The organism is Terriglobus sp. 2YAB30_2 (assembly GCF_052114765.1).
Taxonomy (GTDB): Bacteria; Acidobacteriota; Terriglobia; order Terriglobales; family Acidobacteriaceae; genus Terriglobus.
Genome location: NZ_JBFRFJ010000009.1, coordinates 183,536 through 195,696 on the forward strand (window position 1 = coordinate 183,536; position 12,161 = coordinate 195,696).

A 12,161-nucleotide genomic window follows, 5' to 3' on the forward strand; every position below is an offset into this window, starting at 1 on the left:
GCTGCACACTACCCAGCAACAGGGAATGCTCTAAGCGATCCAATCCGGATGGTTGTAGACCATATGAGCCACCATCTCGCCGAACAAGGTATTGGCCCAGGCAAACCAGGAGCGGGTGAACTTCGCAGGATCGCTCTTGAGGTAGCTCTCGTGGATGAATCCAGTCGCGCGGGCGGCCGTCTTCAACATCGTCAGCGCAGGTCCGGCCTCCTCCTTCTTTGTACTGGTCAGTGCATAGATGGTTTGCGACATCGGCCAGATCATGTCGTCGCCGATATGCGGCCCGCCGATTCCCTCACCCGCCGATCCGCGAAAGAACCAGGGATTGCGCTCGCTCCACACAAAAGCGCGCGTGCGCGCGTACATCGCTGCATCCGGCGATGCGTTGAGATACGGCAGCGCCAGCAGGCTGGGCACGTTGGCATCATCCATCAGCAACTGGCCGCCGAATCCATCCACCTCAAAAGCCCAAATGGTGCCGGTGTCGAGCTTCGCTACCGCGTATTGACGCAGAGCAACTTCGACCTCGGTGGCGAGGCTCTGTGCCTCCTGCGCTGTTGCGCTGTCATGCACGACCGTGTTCATCATCTCGGCGAGTTGACGCAGCGAGGTCACAGCAAAGAGATTCGATGGAACCAGGAACGGGAAGACGCACGCATCATCGCTCGGGCGGAAGCCGGAAAAAATGAGTCCCACTGGCTTGATCGGGTTGCCCTTGCCGGCTCTGGGCAATGTCTCGGTCGAGCGATCTGATTTTCGCAGGAACGTATATGGCCCATCGCCATTCTTGCGCTGCTGCACCCGCATCGTGCTGACAACGGTGCGCATGGCTTCAGTCCACGCGCTATCGAATGGCTTCGTATCTCCCGTCGCCTTCCAGTAGCCATAGCTGAGGCGGATGGGATAGCACAACGAGTCGAGCTCATACTTGCGCTCCCCCACGCCGCGTTTCATCTCAGTCTGATCGGAACGGCCCCACTCCAGCGGCGGGTCGTCAAGGTTCGCCATAAAGGCATTGGCGTAGGGATCGATCAGAAGGCAGCGAGCCTGGCGGCGGATGACACCTTCGAGCAGCGCACGCAGCTTCTCATCCTGTTTTGCCAGTGGAACATACGGCCAGACCTGAGCGGAGGAGTCCCGCAGCCACATCGCGGGAATATCCCCGGTCAGCACTACCGTATCGGGCTTACCGTCCGCGGTTCCCGGCTGGACGGTCGTGTCCAGCGTGTTGGGAAAGCAGTTGATGAAGAGCTGCCGTAGCTCCGGATCGGCGATCCGCTTCGCGGTCTCGGCGATATAGCGCTCTACGCCCTCCGAGGTAAACTTCCGGTCTGCCGGCTTCGGCCTGCAATCCAGTACCTCTGCCTGCAGTCCAACACTCTTCCCGGCAAGGGCCAACGTGCCCAGCTTCATCACTTCCCTGCGTGTCCAATGCATATTTCTGATTCTGCTCCAGATGGAACTTTCCAGCCATGGATATCGTACCTATCTGACATGCCGCTTCGCGAGATCTTCCTGCAAACGCTCGCCGCGCTGTGGGCTACCAAGCTTCGCAGCTTTCTCACCATGTTCGGGATCGTGTGGGGCATCACCTCAGTCATTCTGCTGGTTGGGTTAGGCATCGGCTTCAGCAAAGACCAGCATGAGCGCATGAAGGGCTTGGGGACAGACATCGCCATCATCTGGGGCGGCAAGACCGGAGCCCAGGCCGGTGGTTACGTTGCCGGACGAGATATCCGGCTGGAGTATGGTGACGCGCTCGCCATCCGGGACCAGGCAGCGCTGGTGCAGCATATCTCTCCAGAGATCAACCGGACCGTCAACGAGGTCTCGCAATACAACGCCGCCAACCGTGCCGTTCGCGGTGTATGGCCGGAGTATCAGGCCTTCCGCTCCATCAAGGTCTCAGAGGGCCGCCTGATGACCGAACGCGACGAGGCCGACGGTGCGCGTGTGGTCCTTCTTGGCGATGACACCAAGCAGCAGCTCTTTCGCTCCAACCAGGCTGTCGGACAGATTATCTCCATCGCGGGCTATCCCTACGTGGTGATCGGCATCCTGCAAAAAAAGAAGCAAAACGGCTCGTATGGCTCCGGCCGTGACGGCACCCAGCTTTTTGTCCCCTACTCGTCGATGGAGCGCGATTTCCCGCCGGCGCGCAAGGGAGTCTTTCCGGGCTGGCTGAACGATATCGTCGTCCAACCGGTCTCTCCCGAGAAGCATGAGGCTGCGGTTAAAGAGGTCTATCGCATCCTGGGGGAGCGCCACCATTTCAATCCGGACGACAAGGAGGCTCTCTGGGTGTGGGACACCCTGGAGGGCGCGAAGTTCGTGGACCGGATCTTCGGCGTCATGACCATCTTTCTGGGAGCCGTCGCCCTGCTGACCCTTGCGCTGGGCGGCATCGGGGTGATGAACATCATGCTGGTGGCCGTAACGGAACGGACCCGGGAGATCGGTGTGCGCAAGGCTCTAGGTGCCCGCGCCGTCGATATCCATAGGCAGTTTCTGGCCGAATCGGCCATTATTACCATGGTCTCCGGCACCATCGGTTTCTTTCTCGGAGCCGGTGTCTGTGTGGTTATGCGCTATATCCCGATGCCGGATTTCGTGCCACATCCGGTCATTTCGCCGATCGCGGTCGTGCTTTCTCTACTGACACTTACCGGGATAACCTTGTTCGCCGGCACCTACCCGGCCCGGCGGGCCGCGATGTTGAGCCCGATGGAATGCCTCCGAACCGACTAGAGCATTTTTCCTGTTACTGGTATCCCGGGAGGAGTGTGCAGCGGCGTTTTCATTGAGGAAAACGCCCACAGATGCATAAGCCCTCCACTACACCTACAGGAAAATGCTCTAACGGCGTTTACACTAGAAGGATGGAGAGTACCCGGAAGGTCGACCTGGTTGGTGTTGGCCTGAATGCTACTGACACCGTCCTAACCCTTCCTACCTTCCCTGTATTTGGCTCCAAGGTGGAATATCACGACTCCGTCGTTCTTCCCGGCGGTCAGGTCGCCAGCACTGTAGTTGCATGCCAGAACTGGGGACTCAGTACCCGCTATGTCGGCAAGCTGGGCGATGACCAGGCAGCCGATCTGCACCATCGTGCTTTTGCCGATGCCGGCGTCGAGACCAGAATCGTCACCGTACCTGACGCCCACTCACCGCAATCGCTCATCCTGGTCGATCCCAGTGGTGAACGCACGGTGCTCGTACGTCGCGATGATCGTCTGACACTGAAGCCCGAGGAGCTCCTCCGCGAGTGGATCACCGATGCCCGCGCCCTCCATGTCGATGGGCAGGACACAGCCGCTGCCACACAGGCAGCACAGTGGGCTCGCGAGGCCAACATTCCTGTCATTGCCGATCTCGATCTTCAGTTCCCGGGCATTGACGATCTGCTGATCAACATCGACTACCTGATCGTCAGCCGCGACTTCCCCTCCCGCCTGATGAACGAGCCTGACCTCGAGACCGCACTCCAGAAGATGCAGCGCCGCTATGGAAACACGCTGGCCGCCGCGACCCTAGGGCCAGATGGCGTGCTGGCCTTCGATGGAAAGAGTTTCTGCTACCGACCTGCCTATCGGGTCCATGCTGTCGACACAACCGGCGCCGGCGACATCTTCCATGCAGGCTTTATCTACGGCATGCTGCAGGGCTGGGCTCTGACCCGGCAGCTCGATTTTGCCTGCGCCGCCGCGGCTCGGAACTGCACCGCGGTAGGCGCGCGCGGAGCCATCGACTCGCGAGATGCGATTGAATCGCTAATCACCGCGGACGAGCGGTACCCATCGCTGTCGTTTGATTCCGTAACTGCCTGATCTGATTCCGTACGCAGATTCGCGGAACTCCTCTCCCCCGATCTGCGTATCTCCCTGCATCCAGAGCTTGCCGCTATGATGCAGATCAAGGAAACCGTTCAGCAGTCCATTCAGTCGCTCCTGCGCAACCGCCTGCGTTCGGGCCTGACCATGCTGGGAATTGCCTGGGGCCTGGTGACCGTTGTGCTGCTGATCAGCTACGGAGCAGCTCTCGGACAGACCGTGCTGATGGGCTTCCTCGGCATCGGCAACAACGTCATCATGGGTTGGGGTGGCCAAACCTCCATGCAGGCCGGCGGGGAACGGTCCGGCAAGCGGATTCACCTCACCGCAGAAGACGCCGATGCGGTTCGTGAGCAGATGCCGTTGATCCGCGCCTTTTCTGTCGAGAACGATACCTCATACAGCTTCAAGTGGAACGCGAAGGCGGTCAACATCCAGGTCAAAGCCGTCGAGCTTCCATATGACGGCATGCGGAGGTTGGTGGTGGAGGAGGGCCGGTACTTCACCCCAGACGATTTCACGGAGCACCGCAAGGTCGCGATCTTCGGCCCACATGCCGCACAAAAGCTCTTCAACGGATACCCGCCAGTTGGACAGACGGTCCAGGTGAACGGACAGACCTTTACCGTAATTGGCGTACTACGGAACAAGATTCAGGACTCCTCCAACAACGGTCCCGACAACGAGAACGTCTTCCTCCCTTTCTTTAGTCTGCGCGATCTGGAGAACGTACGCGATCCTTCGTCGCTGGTCTACCAGCCGCTCTCACCAGAGCTGCACAAGAAGGCGACCAGTGCTGTTCGTGCCATTCTTGCCTCGCGTCACCACTTCAATCCGGCCGACGATAAGGCATTCTCCACTTGGGACACGATCGAAGACTCGGGAGAGATTATGCAGTTCTCCACCGCGCTTGAAGTGCTGCTGGGCATCATTGGAGCGATGACACTCGGCGTTGGCGGCGTCGGCGTGATGAACATCATGCTGGTCTCTGTAACCGAGCGGACGCGGGAGATCGGGCTGCAGAAAGCGCTCGGCGCCAGACGGCGCGATATCCTCGCGCAGTTTCTACTCGAAAGCCTGACGCTGACCTTCCTTGCAGGCGTCCTCGGGATGCTCGCCGCGATCGCTATCGCCCACATCATCCCGCCCATGCCGCTTTATTCCGATATGTACAAGACGGCCAACAGTGAAGGCGACATCATTCTGCGGCCTAACCTGATGATCGCGCTGATCTCCTTCGGCATTCTGGCGATTGTAGGTCTGGTCTCGGGCCTTCTGCCCGCCTGGCGCGCCAGCCGCTTGGACCCTGTTGCGGCACTGCGGTATGAGTAACGGCTGGATGACGGACCACACCTGCTGCTAACGTGGCTCATGCGCCTCACGCTCGCTCTCGCGCTTTTTACAGCCACGGCCTCGGCCCAGTTCACACTGCAGCAATCCAACTCCACCGCCAGCTTCCGTGGCATTCACGCTGTGAGCGACATGGTTGCATGGGCCTCCGGCACGAATGGCACGGTACTGCGCACCGTTGATGGCGGTGAACACTGGCTGGCATGCGCTGTTCCTCTGGACGCGGAGAAGCTGGATTTCCGTGGAATTCAGGCATTCGATGACAAGACTGCCATCGTGATGTCCAGCGGTAAGGGAGACGCATCGCGGATCTATAAAACCAGCGATGGATGCAAACACTGGAAACTGGCAATGACGAACACGGAACCCGAAGGGTTTTGGGATGCACTTTACAGTGATTCCAGCGATCACGCCTGGGTGATGGGAGATTCCATTGACGGTAAGAGCGTCATGCTGGAAGTTCGTGCACTCGACGATGCCGAGCCGGAGCTTGAAATGTCTCTTTCGAATCGTGAAGTGGATCGAGGAACCTCCAGCTTCGCCGCCAGCAACTCAACCCTCTTGGTTCTGAACAAAGCTGTACAAGAATCCGTTTGGAAGTACTCGCGCTGGTGGGCCGGCGACGTTCCCGAACATGCCTATGTCTATCGACTTCGCGAGGAGAACAATGCCACGTGCAGACCATGTCGAGAGTTCACTGACAAGATCGAAGTTCCGATGGCTCAGGGAGTCTCCACGGCGGGTATCTTTTCCCTGGCCTTCCATCCGGCCGAAACGCTCGTAGCGGTTGGCGGCGACTATAAAACGCCCGAATCGCCGATAAAGACCGCCGCCTGGTCCGCGGACTACGGCAAAACGTGGACCCTATCGGCAAAGCCACCGCATGGCTATCGCAGTTCGGTCGCATGGTCGAATCACCTGCAAGCCTTTCTCGCAGTCGGGCCGAACGGCACGGACATCTCGCATGACGACGGAAAGACCTGGCAGCCGGTGAGCACCAAGACCAAGAGGAGTAACGACTGGAACGCGCTCTCGCTGCCTTTCGTTGTGGGGCCAGGAGGCCGCATCGGGAGACTCAACCCCGCCGACTTTCCGAAGAAGCCGATACTCTCGAAACACTAACGTCACACGGTTTCGTCGCGCAACATTTCACTCCCGTTACACCGTGTCACCTGCTACCGTGGGTGCATGCGTTCCCGCGCATCCCTGGCTATCTTTCTTCTGTTGCCCTTTTCTACGGCGCATGCGCAGGCCCTTGCCGCGAAGTCGCCCCTGGTGCAGTTTTCCGACGATCTTGAGGCACTTTCCTCGCGGGTCATGCCGACTGTCGTGCGCATTACAGCGCAGGTCTACGTCGGCGATCACGAGGACAGCACACCGATCAACCCAACGGCAAATAACAGCAACAGCAGCTTGCCCGATACAGGTCTGGTCACAGCCGGCACCGCTCAGGGATCCGGCGTACTGGTCTCCGACGATGGCTACATTCTCACCAATGCTCACGTCATCGCCGGAAGCGCCAACCTGCGTGCTGAGGTTCGCATGGTCTCAGGCAAACTCCGAGTTCTGCCCGCGACCCGTGTCGGCCTGGATGAAGATACCGATCTGGCGGTCCTGAAGATTAATGTTCCGGAGGGTGAAGAGCTTGCCTTCCTGGATATCACCCATCTCCCCCCGGCACACCAGGGCCAGGTTGCGATTGCCTTCGGAAGCCCCTTCGGGTTTGAACGCTCGGTCACCATGGGTATTGTCTCCGCGGTACGCCGGCAGTCCTCACCGGACGATCCCAGGCTATGGATTCAGACGGATGCGGCAGTAAACCCCGGTAACTCCGGCGGTCCTCTGGTGGATGTCCGAGGCCGTCTTCTCGGTATCAATACCCTGATCTATTCGGAAAGCGGCGGCAATGAGGGCATTGCCCTGGCTATTCCCGCCGATACAGCCCGCACCGTGTTCAACGCCATCCGGAAAAATGGCCACGTCACCCGATCCACGCTCTCGATTACGACACATACGCTGTCACGGGACCTGACGCGCGGATTGGGGCTGACCGGGACGCAGGGCGTTCTGGTGGAAGATGTGTGGCCAGCGGGCAGCGGGGAACGTGCCGGCATTCTTCCGGGCGATATTGTGCAGGAAGTGAACGGCAAGAAGGTCACCTCGATCGTCAACTACACGCAGGTGATCTCCGCACTGGAGCCGAAGAAGCAGGTTCCCATTACAATCGCGCGTGGCGACAAGACCCTAAATCTTACGGTCGAGCCAGACCGTGCTGGCTCCCGCGCCCGCTCCCTGACCTCCGACATCAGTTTTGGACGCAACCTGATTCCCCGCCTGGAGATCTTTGGCGTGACTGTTGACCCCGATACGCCGAATGAGTGGAATCCGATCCGCAGTCCTCAAGGGGTAATGGTTGTTGCGCGATCGAGCGCTCTGCGTGTTGCCGAGAGCAACCTGCGCCCGCATGACGTGATTCATGCGGTCAACGGAAAGCCTGTCACTTCGGTTGAGACACTACGCCGGGAGCTGGCTCAGATCCCAAATCGCGAGTCCCTGGTGCTGCAGATTGAGCGCGATGGAAACCTGTCGTATGTCGTCGTGCCTCCGGGCTAGACCATTTTCCCTGCGGGTGTGATACAGGGCTTCTGCATCTATGGGCGTTTTCCGCAAAGGAAACGCCGCTGCTCGCTCCTTCTGGGATACCCAGCAACCGCGAAAACGCTCTAGCCGAAGAAATGAGAGTTGGAATTAAGAGGCGTTATTGTGATCGCCTGAAAGCAATGTGGTTGTCTTCGTCCACGAAATACTCGGCCGAGCAGCTATCTCCACCGCAGATCATCGGCTCCAGGCCAAAATACTGGCTCCGCTTGATCAGGCCCATGCAACCACAGCGGGGGCAGGCCAGAACGGCAAAATAAGGGTTTTCCTCTGAACCGAAGCGCCCTTCTCCGTCCAAGACAAAGACGGTTCCGGGGGCCATCTGCTCGGGGATCCATGCTTCCAGGAATTCCAACTCCGTCACGACCATTGCCTGCCTCTTTCCGTTATTGCAACGTATCTTTGGCTAGCCTCGCCTGCTGCTGCGGGGAAGTGCGGCGGGTGCAGCCGGCAAGTCCCGGCTGCACCTTGTTTGGTGCAAGGATACAGGCACATCACTACCTGTCAAATGAAAGTTGGCTCCTTTTGGGGAACCGGAACGGGTTCCCGTTCTATTCCAGGAAATCTGCTTCGCGCTTCCTCGCCCAGATAACAAAGGCGATGGATATACCGGTATAAATAACCAGCCAAAGCAGGGTTCGAAGGCTGGCATTCACGATCAGGCCCCACCGCGTCCATGTGTGAACGGACATATCAATGGTAGCCACCCAGCGCTGATAGGCGGATCCGACTCCGTCAACCGCCACTCCTACAAGCCCGGCGTAAAAAAATCCCTTCTGCATCTCGTCCGAACGCCGGAGGTTCTGCCAGGTGAGGGGGCTGGTAAGAAAAGTTGTGACCAGGGCGATCAGCGCCCAGATGCCGGCGGCAACGACAAAGTGCTCATTAATGTAGTCCCATTTCGTCGCGAAGCGGGAGCAAACCGGTCCTAAAGGATTGAGAACATAGAAGATATCCGATGCCAGGAACTCGGATACGACCAGGATGATGGAGAGCGCCAATCGAAAATTCAACTTACTTACCTTCCGAAGTGGGGGGGGAGGAGAGCCCGCCTCAATTTCTATTTTCCGTTCGCCGGCAACTTTTCTTTTAGTGTAGACGCAACTTCAATATTAAATTTGCGTCCTAGCTAATGTAACGCCCACGATGTGCTATTCTCGTGGAGTAAAGGATTCATCCGAACCATAGTTCGGAAACAAGTTGCGTCACTGGCCTCCCGGCACGAGCAGCAATGTTCGTGCCGTCTTTTTTCTTTGCCTGCCGTCTAACCCCTCAGAGATCGACCTTTCCTATGAAGAAGCGCGTTCTGACCGTAATCGGTATCGCCGTTTTCACCCTGGCCGCCTACGCCCAATGGTCTAACCCTGCCAATGACATTCCCGCATACAACGCGGCGCCGCCCAAGGGAGCACTGCCGCCGATCATGGCCGGCCAGCAGCTCTCCGGCGAGTACTTCTCGCATCCCTATCAGGTGAAGACGTATCAGATGGCCGCGAAGGTCTCGCCAGTACTGCACCAGCTTCCCTGCTACTGCCATTGCGACCGTTCCATGGGGCACAACAGCCTGCACAGCTGTTTTGAAGGGACCCACGGAGCCGCCTGCTCCACCTGCATGAAGGAAGCCGCCTTTGCCTATCAGCAGACCAGGCTTGGCAAAACACCGGCGCAGATTCGGGCTGCGATTGAACGGGGCGAGTGGATGAACGTCGACTTGGAGAAGGCCAGCCTCTAGAGCATTTTCCCTGCTACCGGGTTTCCAAAAGGGGCGTGTAGCGGCGTTTCATTGCGGCCCCCACAGATGCGGAAACCCTACATCACACGTACAGGGAAAGCCTCTAAGGTGAAGAAAGTGGTAAAATCAGTAATCGAGGAGTGATGAGCCAGCCCCCTGAACCCTCGGGGCTGGCTTTCGCGTCTCAGGGTAGCTCCCCAGGGAGTGGCCATATGGGTCTTTCACAAGATGGGGGCGTCACGGTTTCGACGGGATTGCGTGCGGCTGAGAGGCATGCCGGGGTGTGAACACCCGTAATCGATCACAAAACTATAAGTGCCAACAACAACCTGGCTCTTGCTGCTTAATTAACTAAGTAGCCGACCGCTTGGGCTTCGCCTATGGGCCCATACCGGTCGTCGCACAGTAGGCTGGCCCAAAGTGTTCCGCCTGGACGCAGAGGGTAAGATCGATCAGGCTGGTTTCGAGCGTATCTTTGTCCGTTCTTAGCGCTCGTTACGAGATTTAGAACTAGGAAAAAGCATGAAAGCTCTTCGTCGACAGTAGTTTCGGACGCGGGTTCGACTCCCGCCGCCTCCACCAATTCGCTTATCGTTTGCAATCAACAACTTAGACGAAAGTATGACCTCATTTTGCCAACCCTGTGGCAAATTTGTACCACCTGCCGCCACGCTCTAGACTGTTCGCACCATGCTCTCCGTCTACGTCCGCCACCGCTCCCCTTGCAAATACCAGGACGATCCCACCGCCAAACGCTGCCCCTGCATCAAGTGGCTGGTCGGCACCCTGCCCGGACGCAAGGGACGATTCCGCACCTGGCATCTCATGCGCTGATCCAGGCTGCGGGCGGGGAACTTTCCGCGGAGCGTTGTTCCGCGCAAGCAAGCATGCGGATCGAATCATTCACTGTTAGAGAAAGCGAGCTACTCAAGAGAGCGATGAACTTTCTTCATCTGCAACCTAATGAACTTAGCCGTCACTTTAGAATCGTGGTCACCCTCTTGCCCCCGTGGTCACACGACGAAGAGTTCGCCGCGCTTGTCGCTTTGCTTTCACTTTTGTAGGACGCTATACAGAGTCGCTATGGCGCTGTGCGCTTCGACTCTGGGCATCGTACCGCCGGATGCAAGCGGCACGAGCGACAGTGCTTCTGAAGGCCGGTGAGGATTCACTGCCCGGGCCAGAGATGGTTGCGGGCATTAAGGTAGCACCATTCCCAGTATCGCTGCACTTACCGTACATCCGTTGCAACCCCGCGGTTCCTGATCCTTAACGCGCGCAAGCTCTTCCTGGACTCTCTTCCTTTCTTGTTTACGGTGGGCGAACCTGAGCGCCTGGGAGTAGGACTCCAGGATGCGCAGTCGTATCTCCGTTCGAACCGAGGGTGACAGATCTGTCCGACTGTCTACCAGCCGCATAGCCTGCCGAAACGCCTCGCCGCCCTGCTCCACAGATCCTGCACGGATTTGCTCAAATCCGCGAACTGCAGCAATCGAAATCATTCCAAGAGAGTTAACCGCGAACCTGCCATTGGCGAGGGCCAGTGCCCGCTCTAAGTCCCGCAGTCCTTCCTCGCAATGCTTCATATCACAGAGAGCGCGGCTGCGTGCAACGTAGACGGTGATCAATGTATCCACGTCAGAGTCAGCCGGCGTATCCAAATAAAGCAATGCAGCGGATAGCTCTTTCACAGCCTCTTCGTATCGATGTTTGAGGAGAAGCACAGTCGCCAGATTCACCTGTGTCCCCGCCTCAGCCGCTGAACCCCGCTTGGTATCCTCCAGTTTAAGTGCCTGACGCAAGCACTTCTCGGCGATGTCCAACCGCCCGGTTGCAGCATAAACAGTTGCGATCCCATCGAGCGCATTCGCATACAGCTCCGCTTCTGTCGTTGTGTGCAACACACCCAATGCATGGACGAACGCATCCTCCGCAGATTGCTGGTCAAGCTCATCCTGATATGCGTCAGCCAGATGGAGCCACAATGTTCCGAGCTGTTCCGCATTAGTGTGGGCGTTCTTAGCAGTTCTAATCTGCTTCTGCAAGTCTGAAATCCGCGCGCTCCGCTCTTCTGTGGTTTGCAATCGGACCTGTCCTTCAACTGCCGGCAGACTAATGAATGATGAAACTGTCATTAGGAGAATGGTAAGAAATCCAAGCAGCGCATGTGATCGATCCATGGAGACCTCCTGGGACTCGTTCGAGTCCCGGGTTTGGGCACAACCTTATGCCAAGTGCCGGCTTTCCTGTACTGCTGGTACATTTTGATGTTGCAGAAGAATCCGGAAAGCGAGTCCGTGTGTGATCAGCAGCAAGGGCACGACGAAAGTCGGAATGAAGTAGGTGGCTCCCAACTACCCCGAGGCGAGGCCCGCGTGATTGGCCTGATAGAAAGCATTGAAGAGATCGGCTGAACCCCAGAGGCCGAAGAAAGAGAAGTCATAAAGTTCATTGGGTTGTCCTTTCGATTCTGGTTTGCTTGCTGGCGGCGTCTCGCTCGCCTGTCTGATATTTGCCCGCAGCACCCGGCGTGTGACACGATTACGGCTGATCGTTTTTTGACCGAACCCGGTCACAAACGCGCCTCGCGC

The 12,161-nt window shown here is 58.0% G+C and carries 11 protein-coding genes and 1 other RNA gene; 7 read left to right on the top strand and 5 right to left on the bottom strand.

Annotation, left to right across the window (positions count from 1 at the left end; translation table 11 throughout):
• Positions 1–30 precede the first annotated feature (30 nt).
• The gene (locus tag AB4Y89_RS15270; RefSeq protein ID WP_442301795.1) at positions 31–1,437 is read right to left on the bottom strand and encodes a glycoside hydrolase family 125 protein; all 1,407 of its coding nucleotides are present in this window, start codon (positions 1,435–1,437) and stop codon (positions 31–33) included.
• 57 nt (positions 1,438–1,494) lie between these two features.
• On the opposite strand from AB4Y89_RS15270, the gene AB4Y89_RS15275 reads away from it, so the two are divergent.
• From AB4Y89_RS15275 to AB4Y89_RS15295, 5 genes are all read left to right on the top strand, one after another.
• A complete protein-coding gene (locus tag AB4Y89_RS15275; RefSeq protein ID WP_442301796.1) occupies positions 1,495–2,748 on the top strand; it encodes an ABC transporter permease in 1,254 nt (417 codons plus the stop codon).
• Positions 2,749–2,879: 131 nt separating this feature from the next.
• A complete protein-coding gene (locus tag AB4Y89_RS15280; protein ID WP_442301797.1) occupies positions 2,880–3,827 on the top strand; it encodes a carbohydrate kinase family protein in 948 nt (315 codons plus the stop codon).
• A 75-nt stretch (positions 3,828–3,902) separates the two neighbouring features.
• Positions 3,903–5,162: an ABC transporter permease gene (locus AB4Y89_RS15285; protein WP_442301798.1), complete on the top strand. Its 1,260-nt coding sequence runs from the start codon at positions 3,903–3,905 to the stop codon at positions 5,160–5,162.
• 39 nt (positions 5,163–5,201) lie between these two features.
• The gene (locus AB4Y89_RS15290; protein WP_442301799.1) at positions 5,202–6,302 is read left to right on the top strand and encodes a glycosyl hydrolase; all 1,101 of its coding nucleotides are present in this window, start codon (positions 5,202–5,204) and stop codon (positions 6,300–6,302) included.
• Positions 6,303–6,368: 66 nt separating this feature from the next.
• Positions 6,369–7,793, top strand: a complete 1,425-nt coding sequence (locus tag AB4Y89_RS15295) for a trypsin-like peptidase domain-containing protein (protein ID WP_442301800.1) — start codon at positions 6,369–6,371, stop codon at positions 7,791–7,793.
• 145 nt (positions 7,794–7,938) lie between these two features.
• Here AB4Y89_RS15295 and AB4Y89_RS15300 read toward each other — a convergent pair whose 3' ends face one another.
• Together AB4Y89_RS15300 and AB4Y89_RS15305 are read right to left on the bottom strand one after the other, a co-directional pair.
• Positions 7,939–8,208, bottom strand: coding sequence for a hypothetical protein (locus AB4Y89_RS15300; protein ID WP_147647584.1), 270 nt, complete (start codon positions 8,206–8,208; stop codon positions 7,939–7,941).
• A 181-nt stretch (positions 8,209–8,389) separates the two neighbouring features.
• Entirely contained in the window at positions 8,390–8,851 is a 462-nt protein-coding gene (locus tag AB4Y89_RS15305; RefSeq protein WP_442301801.1) for a hypothetical protein, read from the bottom strand.
• A gap of 278 nt (positions 8,852–9,129) precedes the next feature.
• On the opposite strand from AB4Y89_RS15305, the gene AB4Y89_RS15310 reads away from it, so the two are divergent.
• Together AB4Y89_RS15310 and ssrA are read left to right on the top strand one after the other, a co-directional pair.
• On the top strand, positions 9,130–9,570 hold the full coding sequence (locus tag AB4Y89_RS15310) for a CYCXC family (seleno)protein (RefSeq protein WP_442301802.1): 441 nt from the start codon (positions 9,130–9,132) through the stop codon (positions 9,568–9,570).
• 230 nt (positions 9,571–9,800) lie between these two features.
• Positions 9,801–10,152: a transfer-messenger RNA gene (gene ssrA, locus AB4Y89_RS15315) on the top strand.
• 617 nt (positions 10,153–10,769) lie between these two features.
• On the opposite strand, the gene AB4Y89_RS15320 is transcribed toward ssrA, so the two are convergent.
• Positions 10,770–11,750 (bottom strand): hypothetical protein, encoded by a 981-nt coding sequence (locus tag AB4Y89_RS15320; protein WP_442301803.1) that lies wholly within the window; start codon positions 11,748–11,750, stop codon positions 10,770–10,772.
• Positions 11,751–11,924: 174 nt separating this feature from the next.
• The gene (locus AB4Y89_RS15325; RefSeq protein ID WP_442301804.1) at positions 11,925–12,146 is read right to left on the bottom strand and encodes a hypothetical protein; all 222 of its coding nucleotides are present in this window, start codon (positions 12,144–12,146) and stop codon (positions 11,925–11,927) included.
• Positions 12,147–12,161 lie beyond the last annotated feature (15 nt).